This window comes from Massilimicrobiota sp. mt181, assembly GCF_055420065.1.
On record NZ_JBVAYN010000002.1, the window covers coordinates 18,092 to 35,489 of the forward strand.

Annotated in this window: 20 protein-coding genes; 4 read left to right on the top strand and 16 right to left on the bottom strand. The window is 33.7% G+C overall.

Annotated features, from left to right (window positions below; genetic code table 11):
* Window positions 1-4 precede the first annotated feature (4 nt).
* Window positions 5-1,240: a peptidase T gene (gene pepT, locus ACZYT4_RS01260; RefSeq protein WP_463781815.1), complete on the top strand. Its 1,236-nt coding sequence runs from the start codon at window positions 5-7 to the stop codon at window positions 1,238-1,240.
* A gap of 51 nt (window positions 1,241-1,291) precedes the next feature.
* Complete coding sequence (locus tag ACZYT4_RS01265) at window positions 1,292-2,197, top strand: diacylglycerol/lipid kinase family protein (RefSeq protein WP_463781816.1); 906 nt, start codon at window positions 1,292-1,294, stop codon at window positions 2,195-2,197.
* A 101-nt stretch (window positions 2,198-2,298) separates the two neighbouring features.
* On the opposite strand, the gene ACZYT4_RS01270 is transcribed toward ACZYT4_RS01265, so the two are convergent.
* The 12 genes from ACZYT4_RS01270 to ACZYT4_RS01325 form a co-directional block, all read right to left on the bottom strand.
* Window positions 2,299-2,703 carry a hypothetical protein gene (locus tag ACZYT4_RS01270; RefSeq protein WP_463781817.1) on the bottom strand — a complete coding sequence of 135 codons (405 nt, stop codon included), beginning with the start codon at window positions 2,701-2,703 and terminating at the stop codon, window positions 2,299-2,301.
* Window positions 2,704-2,842: 139 nt separating this feature from the next.
* Window positions 2,843-3,034: a PspC domain-containing protein gene (locus ACZYT4_RS01275; RefSeq protein ID WP_463781818.1), complete on the bottom strand. Its 192-nt coding sequence runs from the start codon at window positions 3,032-3,034 to the stop codon at window positions 2,843-2,845.
* Between the two features lie 109 nt (window positions 3,035-3,143).
* The gene (locus ACZYT4_RS01280) at window positions 3,144-4,025 is read right to left on the bottom strand and encodes an ROK family protein (protein ID WP_463781819.1); all 882 of its coding nucleotides are present in this window, start codon (window positions 4,023-4,025) and stop codon (window positions 3,144-3,146) included.
* 57 nt (window positions 4,026-4,082) lie between these two features.
* Complete coding sequence (locus ACZYT4_RS01285; protein ID WP_463781821.1) at window positions 4,083-5,312, bottom strand: metallophosphoesterase; 1,230 nt, start codon at window positions 5,310-5,312, stop codon at window positions 4,083-4,085.
* 52 nt (window positions 5,313-5,364) lie between these two features.
* Window positions 5,365-5,664 carry a PTS sugar transporter subunit IIB gene (locus ACZYT4_RS01290; RefSeq protein WP_463781823.1) on the bottom strand — a complete coding sequence of 100 codons (300 nt, stop codon included), beginning with the start codon at window positions 5,662-5,664 and terminating at the stop codon, window positions 5,365-5,367.
* Window positions 5,665-5,728: 64 nt separating this feature from the next.
* A complete protein-coding gene (locus ACZYT4_RS01295) occupies window positions 5,729-6,340 on the bottom strand; it encodes a DUF4125 family protein (protein WP_463781824.1) in 612 nt (203 codons plus the stop codon).
* 1 nt (window position 6,341) lies between these two features.
* Window positions 6,342-8,090: a DUF4037 domain-containing protein gene (locus ACZYT4_RS01300; protein ID WP_463781826.1), complete on the bottom strand. Its 1,749-nt coding sequence runs from the start codon at window positions 8,088-8,090 to the stop codon at window positions 6,342-6,344.
* A 38-nt stretch (window positions 8,091-8,128) separates the two neighbouring features.
* Window positions 8,129-8,875 carry a pyruvate formate-lyase-activating protein gene (gene pflA, locus ACZYT4_RS01305; RefSeq protein WP_463781827.1) on the bottom strand — a complete coding sequence of 249 codons (747 nt, stop codon included), beginning with the start codon at window positions 8,873-8,875 and terminating at the stop codon, window positions 8,129-8,131.
* 111 nt (window positions 8,876-8,986) lie between these two features.
* A complete protein-coding gene (gene grcA3 / locus ACZYT4_RS01310; protein ID WP_205089374.1) occupies window positions 8,987-9,229 on the bottom strand; it encodes an autonomous glycyl radical cofactor GrcA3 in 243 nt (80 codons plus the stop codon).
* 15 nt (window positions 9,230-9,244) lie between these two features.
* Complete coding sequence (locus ACZYT4_RS01315) at window positions 9,245-9,451, bottom strand: hypothetical protein (RefSeq protein WP_463781829.1); 207 nt, start codon at window positions 9,449-9,451, stop codon at window positions 9,245-9,247.
* A 14-nt stretch (window positions 9,452-9,465) separates the two neighbouring features.
* Window positions 9,466-11,541, bottom strand: coding sequence for a formate C-acetyltransferase (gene pflB / locus ACZYT4_RS01320; protein ID WP_463781830.1), 2,076 nt, complete (start codon window positions 11,539-11,541; stop codon window positions 9,466-9,468).
* Between the two features lie 191 nt (window positions 11,542-11,732).
* Window positions 11,733-12,080 carry a PTS sugar transporter subunit IIB gene (locus tag ACZYT4_RS01325; protein WP_463781831.1) on the bottom strand — a complete coding sequence of 116 codons (348 nt, stop codon included), beginning with the start codon at window positions 12,078-12,080 and terminating at the stop codon, window positions 11,733-11,735.
* Between the two features lie 80 nt (window positions 12,081-12,160).
* Between ACZYT4_RS01325 and ACZYT4_RS01330 the strand changes: the two genes are divergently transcribed.
* Window positions 12,161-13,369, top strand: coding sequence for an FtsW/RodA/SpoVE family cell cycle protein (locus ACZYT4_RS01330; protein ID WP_463781832.1), 1,209 nt, complete (start codon window positions 12,161-12,163; stop codon window positions 13,367-13,369).
* A gap of 19 nt (window positions 13,370-13,388) precedes the next feature.
* On the opposite strand, the gene ACZYT4_RS01335 is transcribed toward ACZYT4_RS01330, so the two are convergent.
* Complete coding sequence (locus ACZYT4_RS01335) at window positions 13,389-14,222, bottom strand: RluA family pseudouridine synthase (RefSeq protein WP_463781833.1); 834 nt, start codon at window positions 14,220-14,222, stop codon at window positions 13,389-13,391.
* Complete coding sequence (locus tag ACZYT4_RS01340; protein ID WP_463781835.1) at window positions 14,219-14,995, bottom strand: NAD kinase; 777 nt, start codon at window positions 14,993-14,995, stop codon at window positions 14,219-14,221. Before ACZYT4_RS01340 ends, ACZYT4_RS01335 begins: the two co-directional genes overlap by 4 nt.
* A gap of 91 nt (window positions 14,996-15,086) precedes the next feature.
* Between ACZYT4_RS01340 and ACZYT4_RS01345 the strand changes: the two genes are divergently transcribed.
* Window positions 15,087-15,671 (top strand): CYTH domain-containing protein, encoded by a 585-nt coding sequence (locus ACZYT4_RS01345; protein ID WP_463781837.1) that lies wholly within the window; start codon window positions 15,087-15,089, stop codon window positions 15,669-15,671.
* On the opposite strand, the gene ACZYT4_RS01350 is transcribed toward ACZYT4_RS01345, so the two are convergent.
* Window positions 15,672-16,418 carry a copper homeostasis protein CutC gene (locus ACZYT4_RS01350; RefSeq protein ID WP_463781839.1) on the bottom strand — a complete coding sequence of 249 codons (747 nt, stop codon included), beginning with the start codon at window positions 16,416-16,418 and terminating at the stop codon, window positions 15,672-15,674. It lies immediately after the preceding gene.
* 15 nt (window positions 16,419-16,433) lie between these two features.
* Window positions 16,434-17,387, bottom strand: coding sequence for a glycosylasparaginase (locus ACZYT4_RS01355; RefSeq protein WP_463781840.1), 954 nt, complete (start codon window positions 17,385-17,387; stop codon window positions 16,434-16,436).
* Between the last annotated feature and the right edge of the window lie 11 nt (window positions 17,388-17,398).

The window sequence follows — 17,398 nt, forward strand, 5'->3', positions numbered from 1 at the left end:
CATCATGAAAATAGAAAATCGTTTTTTAAAATACATCAGTTTTCCTACTCAATCCAATCCTTATGCGACAACATCTCCTTCAACAGATAATCAAAAAGAATTTGCGCAATTTTTAATTGAAGAAATGCGCATCTTAGGATTATGTGATGTCGAAATGAGTGAGTTTGGTGTTGTTTATGGGAAAATCCCATCTAATAATCATCATCAAGGCGATGTCATTGGACTGATTGCCCATATGGACACTTCTCCAGATGCCAGTGGTGAACATATCCACCCTCAAATTATTCGTCACTATGATGGACAAGATATTACTTTACAACCAGATATGTTATTATCTCCAAGGGAATTTCCTGATTTAAATAAAGTCGTTGGTCATGATATTATCACAACTGATGGCACAACGCTTTTAGGTGGAGATGATAAAGCAGGTATTGCGATTATTATGAGCATGGCTGAATATATGTATAAACATCCTGAATTCAAGCATAATGATATTATGGTAGCTTTCACACCTGATGAAGAAGTCGGTAGAGGGACAGAACATTTCAATCTTGATCTCTTTCCAGTAGATTATGCTTATACGATTGATGGTGGCGATATAAATGCTTTTCATTTTGAAAACTTCAATGCCTATCAGGTTCTTGTTGAAATCACAGGAAAAAGTGTTCATCCAGGAAGCGGAAAAAATAAACTCGTCAATTCTCAGGAAGTCGCCATGATGTTTCATCAAATGCTACCTTCACAACAAAAACCAGAATACACAGAAGGCTATGAAGGTTTTCATCATTTAACACATATGCAGGGAAATTGTGAAAAAACACGATTAGAATACATTGTCCGTAACCATGATTATATGCAACTCAAACATCAGCTCAATGATTTTTCAAGAATTCAAGCTTATATCAATAGTTTTTATGGTTACGAAGCTGTTCATCTGACAACGCATGAACAATATCTGAATATGAAAGATATTATCAAAGATCATCCTCATATTATCGAACAGGTTGAAGTTGCGATGAGGGATGTTGGCTTACAACCAGAAATTATTCCTATTCGTGGTGGTACTGATGGCGCTCGTCTATCTTTTTTAGGAATACCTTGTCCCAATCTAGGAACTGGTGGTTTTTATTGCCATGGACCATACGAATTTGTCTCTATCACAATGATGAAAAAAGGAGTTGAACTTCTTTTAAGATTAATCAGAAATAATGTATACGCCAAAGAAGATATGCCATTTTAGGTTTATCTTCTTTTTGATTAATGATAAAATATAATTAATAGGAGTGATTTTATGAAATGCTTATTTATTATCAATCCAAGTGCAGGGACTAAAACAATTCAAAAAAAGTTAGATCGTATCATTGGGCAATTAGTACTAAAACAAATTGTTCAAACAGTTGATGTCTTTTATACACAAAAAAAAGACGATGCCTATCATCGTTGTTTACAAATCCAAGAACATGATTATGATTTTGTTGTGAGTGTTGGTGGAGATGGTACTGTCAATGAAATTATCAGTGGCTTTATTGAAAGGAAACTGCAGACACCTCTTGCTATTTTACCTGGTGGCACTGTTAATGACTTTGCGAATCATTTACATTTGCCACATTCTACTGATGATTTTGTCAAAATGATTCAAAACTTCCATACCATGAAAGTTGATATTGGGAAAGTCAATGATGGCTATTTTGCAAATGTAATTGCTGGAGGGATGTTTAGTGATATCAGCTTTCAAGTTTCCAAAAATGATAAAGAACGATTTGGGCCATTGGCTTATTATATAAGTGGTATCAGACAATTACCTGCTCAACTCCATACTTCATTACATTTAAAAATTACAGCAGATGATCAAACTTTCGAAGAAGATGCCCGTCTCTTTATGGTGACCAACACTTCTCAAGTGGGTGGTTTTAAAGATATTACGCCCCATGCTAATATTCAAGACGGACAATTGGATTTATTGATTATCAAGAACTGTTCAACAACTGATTTAATTTCACTTTTCAAAGATTATAAATTAAGCAGTCATGATAAAAGTCCTTTTATTACTTATATCCAAGCGCAAAATTTAACAATAGAATGTGACAAAGATATTATTTATGATGTTGATGGTGAAGAAGGTACAACCTTCCCAATTCATATCAGTGTCGAAAAACAATCCTTATGTGTGATTATTCCAGATGAGTTCAACGATTAAAATAACAATTTTTATAAAAGCGCCAAAAAACGTATATCCAAATCAATATACGTTTTTTTATGAACTTCTTTATATCATTTCATTTGTTTAATCTATCCCAATTATAAATATCCACCGTCTATCCATTCCCATTGTCCTTGTAAATCCTGACCATAAATATGGGCAAAATCTATATAATGCTGATTTTCACCTAATCCAGTAGGAACATGAAAAAAACCTGTATGAAATTCTACAAAGACAATAATCACTTCCTGATACTCATCTTTTTTCATATATTCAGCTTCTGTTTCCCTGCTTTTTTGATCATCATAATAAACACTTAAAACTTTGATACTTGTCTCTTCATAGCTCTCAATTACCTCATCCATAATCTTATCAATATCTTCTTTATGTGTTGTATTATGACGTATTTCTTTTTTCGTTTCAACTGGCTGATTCATAAATATGGTAATCAGAGAAATCAGCACAACAATCATTAACATAATCCATTTTGTTTTTTCTTTCATCTTTTTCTCCTTATTTTAACCCATATTATCAAAAGAATGTGAAAATGAAATGAAAAAAATATGGAAGTTTTATGAACAAGACTCCTTAAAAAGATATAAAAAAACAATAAAGTATCATAATACCTTATTGTTTATCATCTTATTGATATGGATTTTTAGGAATAATGATAGCGCCAATTAAATAAGCAATCAAACCAGATCCCCATCCTAAAATCAAAACAACCGCAATTAATCTGACAATAGTGGGATCAACATCAAAATACTCTGCAATACCTCCACAAACACCACATATCATAACATCTCTTTTTGATCTATATAATCTTTTATTCATAAAAGTTCTTCATTCCCTTCTTATATATAGAATATAAAATGAAAGACCTTGTGTCAAGGAAAAGAATTTCCTCTTTTTATCAATGAAAAAAAGGGATATTCAACATCCCTTATCTGTCTTTTGCCATTTTGGCTAGCGCCAATGCACCACAAACACCTGCATTATCTCCTAATCCAGGATAAACAACATAATCTTTGATAGCATCTGTTGTGATTTCATCCTTTTGAATATAACCATTTAATCTTTCTTGAAGATATTTATGAATAAGTGGGAATAGTTGTTTTTGATGCATAACGCCACCACCTAAAATAATCTTCTTTGGTGAAAGTGTTAAAACATAAATAGCCAATGCTTGAGCAATATACCACGCTTCCAAATCCCATGCTGGGTGATCTTCAGGCAATTCGCTCCCTTTAATTCCCCATCTTTCTTCAATTGCTGGTCCAGCAGCTAAACCTTCAAAACATGTTCCATGATATGGACATTTTCCCTGATAATGATCATCTTCTCTTTGTTCGAGAATCATATGACCCATTTCTGGATGTAAGAGTCCATGAACAAGATGACCTTCCACAATGGCTCCACCACCAATTCCAGTTCCAATTGTCAAATATAAAGCACTATCCAATCCTTTGGCAGCACCAAAATATGCTTCTCCTAAAGCTGCACCATTAACATCTGTATCAAATCCAATTGGTAAATCTGGATAATGTTCCTGTAATGCACCGACAATATTATAATTTGTCCACCCTGGTTTTGGTGTTGTTGTAATGTATCCATAAGTTGGACTCTTTAAATCTGGATCAATAGGTCCAAAACAGCCTAAACCTAAAGCATCAATATCTTTTCCATCAAAAAATTGAAAGATATTTTCTACAGTTTCTTGAGGTGTTGTTGTTGGAAATGAATCCCTTTCTAAAACATGACCATTTTCATCTCCAATCGCCACAACAAATTTCGTACCACCAGCTTCAATAGCTCCTAATCTCATCTTTTCTTCCTCCTTATATCTTCTTTTATTTTATCATAACTCTTAGCAAGTCAAAAGTTATTTTTCAATAGTCAAAGACAATTGTTGTGATGATGCTGTCTCTTTAAGCATACTTTCTAAATACTGTTGATAAAATGCCAAATTCTCTTCTTCTTGTAAATACTGATAACCTTGACTTTGTTTAATTTCATCAACATATTCATTGATATTTCCTGTAAAATAATAGCGATTGGTCTTAATCATAACATCTTCTATAGCTACTCTTTTCTTTTCATCCGTTATTTTTTGAAAATCATCGGCAAATCTATGAGATGTGACCTGATCAAAATAATCATTAGCATCTACTGAAATCTGTAATGACTCTGTATGATAATTCATATTTTGATTATCAAGTTCAATGATTCCATATTGTAAAGGGGCATCCAATAAAGATGAAGAAGCAATATCATAAATGCCTTGAATTTCACGAATATTCTGGCAATGAATATGTCCACTTAAGACAAAAGGGACATGATACTCCGCAAAAAGTTCTGCAATACTCTCATGATCTTGAATCGTATATCCCTCATTCAACAATTCATTGTGAATGGCCAGATTATGATGCATAGCCACTAATGGAATCTTTCCCTGACTTTGGATATCTGAGAGTTGTTGCTTTAACCATTGCATCGTGGAATCAGTAAAAAATCCTCCAGCTCCTAATGTCATTTTTGTCAGTTCATGAGCATTTGAATCCATCATCAATAGAACATAATCATCATTCAAATCAATGCGATAGCTTAAAGAACCTGCATGTGTTGCACTTGCAAGCTGATAACCTAAATTATGATAGATTTCACGGAAAGTTTGTGCATCAATATTATCAACATCAAAATAATCATCTTGACCATAACCTTTGGTATATATATTATCAATATCATGGTTACCGGGAATAACGGCTACAGGAATATTCTGCTTTGTGATTTGCGTAAGTAATTGAGCTAACTGTTGATGGCTGCCTATTTCACCATTAAAAGTCAAATCGCCAGTTAAAAGGACAATATCAGGCTTTTCTTTGATCACAGCTTTTATAAATGCATTGACAATTTCATCACCATATGTCACCATTTTTCCATCACCATACAACATGGATTCTTCAAACCATTCACAATCCTGATAATAATCTTTAAGAAAATAATGTAAATCACTAGCAACAATGATTTTTAATGACGTCTTTTCAGTTAAGATTTTTGATTGACATCCCATTAGACAAAGACAAAAGACTATCAAACAAATAATTTTTTTCATCAAACATCTAAAAAGAATGGATAGTTGCACTATTCATTCTTTTTCATTCCTATTATTTCTGACAAGCATCATATGCCATATCAAAAATCTTTTGTGCATTGAAATTCTTAAAGTCGTCATCGCTAATTAAAATGACTGGTTTATCAGGGTTATCTGCTTTAATTTTTTCATATGATCCTTTTAACTGAGGTTCTACAAGAATCACATCAGCAAGATCACTTGAGTATTCTACAGCATGTTCTGATGCAGACCAAACTGTAGCTTCAACTCTCTTTCTTGAAGCAGCATCTTTTAATTTTGTCGCAAATAAAGTAGATGTTACACCAGCCAAACAACATAATAAGATTTTCATGGTAATATTCCTCCTTTTTTCCAATTCCCTATATATTTATTTTAGCACAATTCAAAGAGCACTTCTATCTCTTTTCACTATCCTTCATAAAATTATTTGCCTCTTCCAAAGAAGAATAACCATAAGCTTTCACAGTGTGAAGCAGAATATTTTCTATTAAATTTTCACCATTTTTGACCATATTCACGACCATCTGCCCATAAAGATAAAGTGTCTCATCACTATAAGTCATCAGTTCGCCTCTTAAATAAGTCTCAAAAGACGTATCATCTTTTTCATCCTGATAAGAATGTGTTAATCGTGCCTGTGATAACAAGTATGGATATTTCTGATTCATGTCCTCGCGCATTGTCACTTCCATTTCACATATAGCATCAATTAAATCTCTTTTTTGTTGATCAACTTCAGGAAGTGAATCTTGAATCTGTTGATAATATTGAGGATCTGTACTTTCCATCATATAAGCATACTTTTCCATGACTGGATTTCTTCCCACTTGCTTAGCAACCTCTAAATCACGCAAACAGGCTTTTTGGACATCTTCATCAAAAGCTTCAAATTGACTCTTTCTTTGTAAATAAAATGTTTCAAAATCATCCTGACAACTGGCACGGCCATCAATATGATGAACCTGCTGAAAAAATTCCCATTCTAAATTAACAATGTCTTCTACCATACTACCCCTCCATAACATGTTTTGATTTCATCAGTGGATCTTGAATATGTGACATAACCTCTAAAGTATGATTCTCCAGAAAATCATCATCACTTGTAGATAATCCCTGATGATGTAATTCACTCATAACCATTTGACATATTTTTTCAATCATGACAACCTTCTGATCGTCTGTGTTGATTCCTATATGTCTTGTTTCCCAATGCTGACTTTGTGATGGTAAAGATACCAATTCCTGAATCCCATCAGCTACTGAATGCAAAATAGAACAATCCTTTAAACCATAGTAACTCCATTTATAATAAGGTTTATATTTCTTATTGAGCAAATAAACAACAGATAATGTCTGATCAATAAATTCATACAAAGCAAGTCCTGCAGCAACTTCATCGTGACGTTGCATACATCTTGCATAATTATATTGCCCCGACTGTGCCATTTTCGCAATTGCACGAGCAATTTTTTTGATTCTGACATCTTCTGGATAATAGCTTAAATACTTTCTTATTTCTGTCACTTTCCCATAATGATCTTCAAAAATACGACCATTCGTGCATGCCAACAAGGCATTTTCATCAGCATATAACCAATCTTCCAATGTTTGTGGTATTTGTCTTAAAAACTGCTCAAAAAAACTTTCCACTTCAAACACACCAACACGATGTTCTCCTTGGCGTGATGTGATTCTTGGAATACCCATAAATTCCAAAGGAAGCTCATCATAAGCCTTTTGAATAGCTTGTCCGTATTGCTGATAAATATGTTTTGGTAGCCATATACAAAAACCCGGTCCAAAATCATGATCATGAGAAATCTCATCATCATAACCTAAACAATCTGAACCCATTCCTGCAAGACCTATCGCCATATAAGGCTTAATATCAGCAAATTGCTGATCAATCATTGGCTCACCAAATTGATGATAGAAAGCTTCACAGAGATCAAGACCTTGGATTGTTGCCATTTCTTTTTGAATTTCTTCGATATTCTTTAAGATTGTCTGATAATCCTTGTTTTGACCATAAACCTGTTCAATCAATGGTAAAACCTGTTGATAAATATCAATCGCTTTCTGATTCTCTTTTTGCGCATAATAGCTCTGTGCTTTTGCGGCTAAGGCAGCAAAATAATGGGGATCATCAGGCCCATATTTTTCAAATAAGGCAATAGCACAATTCAAATGATCATCAGCATTTTTTAAATCATGAACTGCCAAATACATCTGTGATAAATTCGTATGCGCAATCGCTTCTTCGATGCGACAGTCATCCAGTTTTTCAACAATAGCCAAAGCCTTTTTCTGCATAGAGATTGCCTTTTGATGATCTCCCATCTCCTGATACAATAGACTCAAATTATTATAAAAAGCACTATAAAGTTCATTGTTTTCACCTAAACATTTCTCATAGATATCTTTTGTTTTTTGATAAAGTCTTAATGCTTCCTGGTATCTTCCTTGAACACGATAGAATGTTGCGATATTAATATAAGATGTCGCACCATCAATGCTTGCTTCAAGACCACATGATTGTATAATATTCAAAATCTGTGATGCAATCTGATTTCCCAACTGAAATTGTGATGTTACACGAAAATAGCCAATCATTTCATTGAGTAAAAATAAGAGTGCTTGATTGTCTTGTTTTTGAATAGCCATATTAGCTTGTTCCATTAAGAACTGATAAGCCTGATCCAAATCATTACTGGCATACATTTGATCTAATTGTGTCTGTAATTCCTGTATATTCATTATCTTCTCTCCTAAAAAATAAATAGACACCCAGGTGTCTATTTATGATTCAATGCATCTTTCATACCTTTTAAAACAACTTCTCTCGCCTCAATAGCATCTTTCTTATCCAAAGGAGGAATACCATCAAGCGGATAGTCCATGCCTAAATTCTTATATTTGACAACACCCATTGTATGATATGGTAAAACATCTAAGGCTTTCACATGTTTCAATGTTGCAATAAATTGTCCTAAACGATACAGATATTCATCGTTTTGTGTAATAGTAGGCACCACAACATGACGTATCCATAAATCGATCCCTTTATCATCTACATATTTCGCAAACTTTAAAATCATATCATTAGGTTGTCCAGTCAGCTTTTTATGTTCCTCAGGATCGATATGCTTAATATCCAGCATCACGAGATTTGTCACTGCCAATAAACGATCCAACTTCTTTAGATATTCAGGATTTTCATTAAATGTAATCCCTGATGTATCCAAACATGTATGAATATTTTCTTCATGGCATTTTTCAAATAATTCTGTTAGAAAATCAATCTGCATCATTGGTTCACCACCCGTGCAAGTGATTCCCCCATTTTTATAAAACTCTTTCTTTGTATTAAATTCTTTTAAAATGTCTTCAACACTCATTTGTGTTCCTGTATGAGGTTTCCATGTATCCGGGTTATGACAATACAAACAACGCATTGGGCAACCCTGGAAAAAGACTACAAAACGAATCCCCGGTCCATCAACAGTTCCACAACTTTCTAAAGAATGAATATATCCTTTCATCATCTCACCAACTTTCTTTATTATTTTAACATATTTATATCAAAATATCATTTTATATGTTCTATTTCTTTCAGAAAAAAAGATGCTCGTTTGTGAGCATCTCTTTCCTCATTACATTGATTCGTGGAATGTACGAGAAATAACATCATCCTGTTGTTCTTTTGTTAATTTAACAAAGTTAACAGCATATCCAGAAACACGAATAGTTAATTGTGGATATTTTTCAGGATGTTTTTGAGCATCAATTAAAGTATCTCTGTTTAAAACATTAACGTTTAAATGATGTCCTCCTTTTGTAGCATAAGCATCTAACATTCCAACTAAATTTTCAACTTGTTGTTCACTTGCAGCCATGATTTTTCTCCTCCTTTAAAATTGATCATCGTCATCCATTGGCAAATTAGGAATTTTACAAGCAGTATCACCACTATCACAATCCATCTTTGACACAACAGAGACTTCTTCCATTTCAATATGAGCATCTTCGTTCACTTTCACATTGATGTGACCTGAACCATCGCTCATACGCGCATCTAACATTTTGACTAGTTCATCAATTTCTTTTTGAGTAGCCATCTTTTCACTTCTTTCTATTTGTCAAGGTTTCCTTCTTTGATTGATTCAATATCTAAGTCACCAGCGAAAACCTGATCATCTTTTCCTAAAGCACCAGGAATAACAGTGAATGTATTTGAAATACCATCTTGTGCATCTTTGAATGGTAATTTAGCAACTGATGATAATGAAGAAATAGCACCATGAGAATCTCTACCATGCATTGGGTTAGCACCAGGAGCAAATGGTTGACCAGCTTTTCTTCCATCAGGAGTATTACCTGTAGCCTTACCATATACAACGTTAGAAGTAATTGTTAAGATTGAAGTTGTTGGATAAGAATCTCTATAAGTATGATGAGAACGTACCATTTCCATGAATGTTTCAACTAACCAAGTTGCAATTTCATCAACTCTGTCATCATCGTTACCATATTTAGGGAAATCTCCTTCTACTTCGTAATCAACAACAACACCATCTTCATCTCTAATACATTTTACTTTTGCATATTTAATAGCTGATAAAGAGTCAGCAACAACTGATAAACCAGCAATACCTGTTGCAAAATAACGTCTTACATCTCTATCATGTAAAGCCATTTGAATTCTTTCATAAGCATATTTATCATGCATATAATGAATGATATTTAATGCATTAACATAAACACCAGCTAACCAAGACATCATATCAATGAATTTAGATTTAACATCTTCGTAATCTAAGTAATCACCTTCAACTGGTCTGTATTTAGGTCCAACTTGTTTCTTAGTTTTTTCATCTACACCACCATTGATAGCGTATAATAAACATTTAGCTAAGTTAGCACGCGCTCCAAAGAATTGCATTTCTTTTCCAACTCTCATTGAAGATACACAGCATGCGATTGCATAGTCATCACCATGAGTAACTCTCATCAAGTCATCATTTTCATATTGAATTGATGAAGTTTCAATTGAAGTTTTTGCACAGAATGCTTTGAAGTTTGCTGGTAAACGAGTTGACCATAAAACTGTCATGTTTGGTTCAGGAGCAGTTCCTAAGTTAGATAATGTATGTAAGTATCTGAATGAAGTCTTAGTAACCATATGACGTCCATCAACACCAACACCACCGATTGATTCAGTTACCCAAGTAGGATCTCCTGCAAAGATTGAGTTATATTCTGGAGTTCTTGCGAATTTAACAATTCTTAATTTCATAATGAAATGATCAATAAATTCTTGGATTTGTTCTTCAGTAAATAATCCTCTCTTTAAGTCTCTTTCTACATAGATATCAATGAATGTAGAAGTACGTCCTAAAGACATTGCTGCACCATTTTGTTCTTTAACTGCACCTAAATATCCAAAATATAACCATTGAATAGCTTCTTGACAGTTAGTCGCAGGTTTAGAAATATCAAAACCATATTTTGCAGCCATTTCTTTTAATTCACCTAAAGCTCTGATTTGTTCGCTTAATTCTTCACGTAATTGAATAACTTTAGAAGTCATTCTCTTTTCAGTTGTTGCAAATTGATTTTTCTTATCTTCAATTAATTTATCAACACCATATAAAGCAACTCTTCTGTAGTCTCCAATGATACGTCCACGTCCATATCCATCAGGTAAACCAGTGATAATATGTGCAGAACGACAAGCTCTGATTTCTGGAGTATATACATCGAAAACACCTTGATTATGTGTTTTTCTATATTCTCTGAAAATATATGAAACTTCAGGATCTACTTTATATCCGTTTGTTTCACAAGCTTGTTCAGCAATACGAATACCACCAAATGGTTGTAAAGATCTTTTGAATGGTTTGTCTGTTTGAATACCAACAATTTTTTCTTTAGATTTGTCTAAATAACCAGCATCATGTGAAGTCAATGTAGATACAATTTTTGTATCCATATCTAATACTCCACCAGCCTCTCTTTCTTTTTTAGTCAAATCCATAACTTGTGCCCATAAGTCTTTTGTATCTTGAGTAGGCCCAACCAAGAAAGAGTCATCACCATCATAAGGTGTGTAATTCAATTGAATGAAATCTCTTAAATTCACTTCCTTGTTCCATTTCCCTGCTTGGAAACCATCCCAAGCATCATTCCATTTTTCTTTAAATGTCATTTTCTAAACCCCCTGTTTGTTTTTTACTCATTCATTATAGCACTAATATACTACTGAAACAATAAAATAACTTGTTTTTTTTCGCAAATTTACACTATCAAATGAGTCGCTGGAACTTGACAGGTTTAATATAACAGATTCTTTTTTGAAATGCTAATTATATGCTTAAAAAAAACAAAAAAATATATAGACTAACCTATATATTTCTTCAAATCTGCTTCAATATTTTCCGATTGTTTACCAAAAATCATCGATAGATTTTCGCGCCCCTCTACAATACCACTTGCTCCTAAACTTTTAATCTTCTCAATATCAACAAGCTGCTGATTATTTAAAGATACAGTGACTTTAGAAGCCGTACTACGGACTTCCTTAATGTTATCTTTTCCACCTAATGCTATTAACAATTCATCAATAGGAAGAGAAGATTTCACATCCTGATCTAAACGTTTATTTTTTATAAAATGAATAAAACCAAAATAAAGTAAAATCAAAGCAACAATGATTGCTATAATCACAAAAATATATTCAACATCCATAATCTCACATCCTTTTTTGATTGAAGTATTTCTTTTTTATAGTATACTATAAGAAGATAAAAAAAGAAAGGAGCAATATCATGGAGAGAATCAAAAACCTGTGTCGTGAACAACCATTGATTTTCATTATGGGAATCATTTGTTGTATCAGCTGTTTCGCTATATTAAGTGCTGCTCCGATGATTTCTAATAAGGTTGGGAATCCAGAAACACTCTGGTTAAAACAAGGCGCTTTTTATATAATTTCAGCAGTCATGGTTTTTATTATATATAAAATAGGAAAAGATCAGATTTATGATAAAATATGGATTATTTATTGGGTATTAATGGTTTTCCTTATTATTTTGGCCATTGAGCATATTATCTATACAAAAATATGGCTCAAGCACCATATTATTCCTATTGTCAGTACAGTTGGTGGTGCGACTTCTTGGTTTAATTTTCCTTTCTTCAATTTTCAGCCATCTGAATTTATGAAAATTGCCATTGTCGTAGCTTTAGCCCGTATGACAAAGGAACATAATGATTACTACTTAATTCATACCACTGAAACAGAGCTACGTTATATCTGGAAATGTATGAAAATTGTTGTCCCTCCTGCTATCTTGGTTTTATTACAGAATGATACAGGGGTTGTGTTGATTATGCTGGTAGGTGCAGCCTTTGTCATTTTTTCTAGTGGACTGAGAAAGCAATGGTTTGTTTTTGGTGGTGGTCTAGTTGCTTTTGTGATTATCATAGGAGCTTATCTTTTTGTTTATCAGCCAGATATTTTTGAAAAACTTTTAAGTTCTCATCAGGTTGATCGTTTCTATGGCTGGCTCGATCCTGAAGGAACTTATAATAAAGAAGGTTATCAGTTATTTAATTCATTACTTTCTTATGGCAGTGCCGGATTATTTGGTCATGGTTTTCAATCCGTCATTAAAGTTTTCCCTGAAGCACAAACTGACTTTATTTTTGCTGTGATTTTGACTGATTATGGTTTTGTTGGTGGATTGATTACCATCTGTGCTATTGTTGCTTTAGATGTGATTGTCTTAAAAATTGGATTAGACTCAACAGATTATCGAGATAAATTCATGACTATGGGTATTATCGGTATGTTATTATTCCAGCAATTATGGAATATGGGTATGATCTTAGGATTACTTCCTATTACAGGTATTACACTTCCTTTTATTTCTTATGGAGGTTCTTCACTTTTATCTTATATGATAGCCATTGCTTTATTTATTGATATGAATTCACAAAATAACATTATGAAAAACAGATCTATTGTTCAATAGAAAACAGCACAAAATGAGTTTACTCATCATGTGCTGCTTTTTTTATGATCACAATACATTGTTTTGTAATAGGGTGAATAAAACCTACCTGATAACTGTCCAAATCAAAATGACCTAAACCATCCCCATATAATGAGTCTCCTATTAATGGATGGCCTATTGAAGCCATATGAACTCTAATTTGATGGGTTCTACCTGTTTCTAGTTTCATCTCCACCAAGGAGCAGCCATTCTCAATTCTTCGCACATGATAATGTGTACAGGCCTCTTTGCCACGTTCATCAATCATGCGTTTCATCTGCTTATCTTGTTTATAAATAGGCAAGCGAATACTGCCATCACTTGTAACAATTCCTCGAACATGGGCACGATAACGTCTATCAATATGCTTTAAATCTTTCATCATTCTATCATGAATATAACGATATTTTGCGACAATCATGAGTCCGCTGGTTTCTTTATCCAAACGATTGACCAAATGAATGGTTGACGTTAAACCTATTTGTTGATAATAAAATGTTAAAGCATTCGCTAGAGTACAAAAGGGGTGCGTTCTGGTTGGAATCGAAGGCAAGCCGGATGGTTTATCAATCACCAGTAAATAGTCATCTTCATAGACAATCTTCAAAGGAAAATCGTAAGGTTGCATTGTATTTTCTTCAGGAGGATAGTGAATCATTAATGTTTCTCCTGCATTTAAAAGATAACGAACAGTGCGATGTTGGTAATCAACAAGGATTTCTCCTTTCATTTTAATACTTTTTAATGCCTTTTTGCTGATTCCCTGTCGAAAGAGAAAATCATCAATTCTTGATTGATGATCCTGTTTTGAAATAATCCACTGTCTTTTCATGAACGTAAGTAAGCTCTTTTTAAACGTTTTGTGAAAGGAACTCTTTTATATTGTAAAAAACGTGCTTTTTGATTGGCCATCGCAATATCAATACTATCTTTATCTTTTAAATCAATGACCAGATGATCCACCCCTAGAATAGCTCCCTGATAACTTTGAGACTGCAAATGAATTGTATGAGATTTATCTAAAATTAATGGAGACCCAAGAGAACGATAGGCATTATGATGAATACCGGCTATCTCACTTAACTGCATCAGGCCAGCATTAGAATTAATCACTGCACCCCCAAGCGATTTATTATAAGCGGTTGAACCTGAAGCTGTTGATACACATAAACCATTGCCCCTAAATGTTTCAAAAAAATCATCATTAATATAAACATCAATCACTTGTGAGCGACGATTATTTTCAACTCTGACTTCATTTAAAGCCAGATATTTTTCTTCTTTTGTTTTAACTTCTAATAAATGACGTTCATAAATCAGATAATCACCTTTTCGAATATCATCAATCAACTGCTGATATTCATCACGCTGATAATCCGTTAAAAAACCTAATGTCCCTGTATGAATACCAATAAACGCAACACGCTCTAATTGATCCATATACTTATGAACACTATACAGCATTGTCCCATCCCCACCAACACTAATAACCATTTCAGGATGTTCTTCATCATAGATGAGAATATCATTTAACTGTGCCTTTAATTTTTCACTTAAAGATAGTGACTGGGGATCTTGTTTACATACAATCGCATATGTTTTCATATTCTTACCACCCCTTTTATTTCTTATGATATAATTATATAGAAATTGCAATAAATTACAATACAAGATAAAATAGAAACAGGTGATCATTATGCAACAAATAGAAATCGAATATAAAATTTTACTCACACAAGATATCTTTCAACAGATTCTTAAAGATTATCAAGAAAGGATTGAGTCAGATTATATACAAATCAATGATTATTTTTCTCATCCTCTATTAACAGCTAAAAAAATGATGCTGCGCATCAGAACAAAAAACAATCATTATGAACTGACTTTAAAAAGGCCTTATCATAATCATCGTATAGAAACCAATATTCCCTTAAGTGAAGAGGAAAAAGATTTGTTTTATCAGCATCAGCTGCACAATGAAATTACAGATATTTTAAAGCAGGAAGGCATCGCCCTCAATGAACTACAACATCTTTTTTCACTCACAACACATCGCTATGATATTCGCTTACCTGAGGGTATTCTTTCTTTAGATGAAAATACTTATTTACATCAGCATGATTTTGAATTAGAGTTTGAAGTCTATGATGAAAAACAAGGTTTTGAGCAATTCTTAAAAATCATTGAACCTTATCATTTGTCTTATCAACACAATTGTTTGAGTAAAGTTGTTCGTGCCTTTCAGGCATATGCAAATAGTCATGAGAATGAAAACTCATGACTATTTTTGAATTTCTGCAAGTAATCTTTCAACCAGTTTTTGACTCACGATTTCATAGTCTTCCTGATGAGGTGACTCAGCATAAGCAAAAGAAATATCTTTTTGTATTGTTGTTGGATCACTCACCCAATCTTTACAGGAACTATGCACCTGATTCAGACCTGTTTTTTCTAAAATCTCTAAAACATTGGAAGCATTCACACCACTTCCTGCTAAAATTTCAATATCTTGACCATATTCTCTTTGCAGTCTTTCTAACAAATCCAAAGCATCTACAGCTTTTGCTTTCAAGCCACTTGTTAAAAGACGATCAACACCCAAATCAATGAGTTGTTCAATGGCTTTGATAGGATCTTCAACACAGTCAAAAGCACGATGAAAAACAGCCTCTTTGTGATAAGAATGTATCAATTCCACAAATTCTTGAGTACGTTTGATATCTATAAAACCTTGAGCATTCAAAAAACCAAAGGCCAGTCCATCAGCCCCATGTTCCAGCATGATTTGAGCATCCTGTTTCATGATTTCATAGTCTTCTTCACTATAACAGAAACCTGCTCCTCGAGGGCGAATCATTGTAATAACTTTTAAATCTGTATTTTGTTTAGTTAAAATTAAACTCGCTAAAGAGGGCGTTAAGCCACCCAACGCCAAAGCACTATTGAGTTCAATACGTTTTGCTCCACCTTTCCAGGCCGCCAAAGCATCCTGATAGCTGCCACAGCAAATTTCAATCATTGCCTTCATAAAATATCCTCCTTTTTATTTTCTTTTGAGAGGTGCCATGCGTGTTTGCATATACTCATCCAGCCATTGCTTTGAAGCTTCATGGTAGTGACAATGTCCATCCTGCTGTGTGACTAAATAAACAGTTGGCTTTTGATGAGGCAAGCAAACAACAAAAGAGAAGCCTTCAATATTTGTTGCGACACCCCATTGTCCGTTTTTATTCATTGCTATAACTGATAAATCACCCGCATGCCCACGTCTTTGTTTTAATTGATGATCCAAATGAAAAACAGCTTTTTCACAGGCCTGTTGAGGATGCATACCTTCTTCCATGAGTCTCACAATTTCATACGAAATACATCCTTTCATCAGATCTTCTCCTAAACCTGTTGCTGAAGCTCCGCCAATTTGTGAATCCACATAAAAGCCAGAACCAATGATTGGTGAATCTCCAACACGTCCTTTTTTCTTCATAAATAGCCCACTTGTTGATGTGGCTACTGTCATTTTTCCAAAAGAATCCAGACAAACCATTCCTACTGTATCATGCCCATCATAAGGCACAATATCCTCAAGCATTTCTTTTTGACGATTATAGTAATGAATTTTGGCACGATCAGTTAACATGTTTTTTCTTTCAAATCCTGCTTGACTGGCATATTTTTCAGCCCCTTCTCCAACTAAAATATTATTCACTTTTTCATGAGATAATTTTCTGGCAATAGAAATCGGATTCGCAAAATCTTTTATAGCTGCCACTGCACCAACACTGAGTGTATCACCATTCATATAGGCTGCATCCAGTTCTACTTCCATCTCTTCATTAGGCAAACCACCAAATCCAACAGATTTATAATAAGGAAAATCTTCAACTTCTTTGATTGCTATTTCAATAGCATCACCAGCATTTCCCTGATTTTTCAATATATCTTCTGCCTTTTCTATCCCTTCCTTAGCCATACGCCAAGTCGCAATAATACCCCACATTTTATTCACCT

What these genes read in the sequence shown, in the direction of transcription:
- ACZYT4_RS01290 (WP_463781823.1), bottom strand. Translation starts at nt 5,664, where the DNA reads ATGAAAATCTTATTATGTTGTTTGGCTGGTGTAACATCTACTTTATTT.
- ACZYT4_RS01325 (WP_463781831.1), bottom strand. Translation starts at nt 12,080, where the DNA reads ATGGATGTTGAATATATTTTTGTGATTATAGCAATCATTGTTGCTTTG.
- ACZYT4_RS01265 (WP_463781816.1), top strand. Translation starts at nt 1,292, where the DNA reads ATGAAATGCTTATTTATTATCAATCCAAGTGCAGGGACTAAAACAATT.
- ACZYT4_RS01285 (WP_463781821.1), bottom strand. Translation starts at nt 5,312, where the DNA reads ATGAAAAAAATTATTTGTTTGATAGTCTTTTGTCTTTGTCTAATGGGA.
- ACZYT4_RS01335 (WP_463781833.1), bottom strand. Translation starts at nt 14,222, where the DNA reads ATGAAAAGACAGTGGATTATTTCAAAACAGGATCATCAATCAAGAATT.
- ACZYT4_RS01350 (WP_463781839.1), bottom strand. Translation starts at nt 16,418, where the DNA reads ATGAAGGCAATGATTGAAATTTGCTGTGGCAGCTATCAGGATGCTTTG.
- ACZYT4_RS01275 (WP_463781818.1), bottom strand. Translation starts at nt 3,034, where the DNA reads ATGAATAAAAGATTATATAGATCAAAAAGAGATGTTATGATATGTGGT.
- pepT (WP_463781815.1), top strand. Translation starts at nt 5, where the DNA reads ATGAAAATAGAAAATCGTTTTTTAAAATACATCAGTTTTCCTACTCAA.
- pflA (WP_463781827.1), bottom strand. Translation starts at nt 8,875, where the DNA reads ATGAAAGGATATATTCATTCTTTAGAAAGTTGTGGAACTGTTGATGGA.
- ACZYT4_RS01315 (WP_463781829.1), bottom strand. Translation starts at nt 9,451, where the DNA reads ATGGCTACTCAAAAAGAAATTGATGAACTAGTCAAAATGTTAGATGCG.
- ACZYT4_RS01300 (WP_463781826.1), bottom strand. Translation starts at nt 8,090, where the DNA reads ATGAATATACAGGAATTACAGACACAATTAGATCAAATGTATGCCAGT.
- ACZYT4_RS01295 (WP_463781824.1), bottom strand. Translation starts at nt 6,340, where the DNA reads ATGGTAGAAGACATTGTTAATTTAGAATGGGAATTTTTTCAGCAGGTT.
- ACZYT4_RS01345 (WP_463781837.1), top strand. Translation starts at nt 15,087, where the DNA reads ATGCAACAAATAGAAATCGAATATAAAATTTTACTCACACAAGATATC.
- ACZYT4_RS01355 (WP_463781840.1), bottom strand. Translation starts at nt 17,387, where the DNA reads ATGTGGGGTATTATTGCGACTTGGCGTATGGCTAAGGAAGGGATAGAA.
- grcA3 (WP_205089374.1), bottom strand. Translation starts at nt 9,229, where the DNA reads ATGGCTGCAAGTGAACAACAAGTTGAAAATTTAGTTGGAATGTTAGAT.
- ACZYT4_RS01270 (WP_463781817.1), bottom strand. Translation starts at nt 2,703, where the DNA reads ATGAAAGAAAAAACAAAATGGATTATGTTAATGATTGTTGTGCTGATT.
- ACZYT4_RS01330 (WP_463781832.1), top strand. Translation starts at nt 12,161, where the DNA reads ATGGAGAGAATCAAAAACCTGTGTCGTGAACAACCATTGATTTTCATT.
- ACZYT4_RS01340 (WP_463781835.1), bottom strand. Translation starts at nt 14,995, where the DNA reads ATGAAAACATATGCGATTGTATGTAAACAAGATCCCCAGTCACTATCT.
- pflB (WP_463781830.1), bottom strand. Translation starts at nt 11,541, where the DNA reads ATGACATTTAAAGAAAAATGGAATGATGCTTGGGATGGTTTCCAAGCA.
- ACZYT4_RS01280 (WP_463781819.1), bottom strand. Translation starts at nt 4,025, where the DNA reads ATGAGATTAGGAGCTATTGAAGCTGGTGGTACGAAATTTGTTGTGGCG.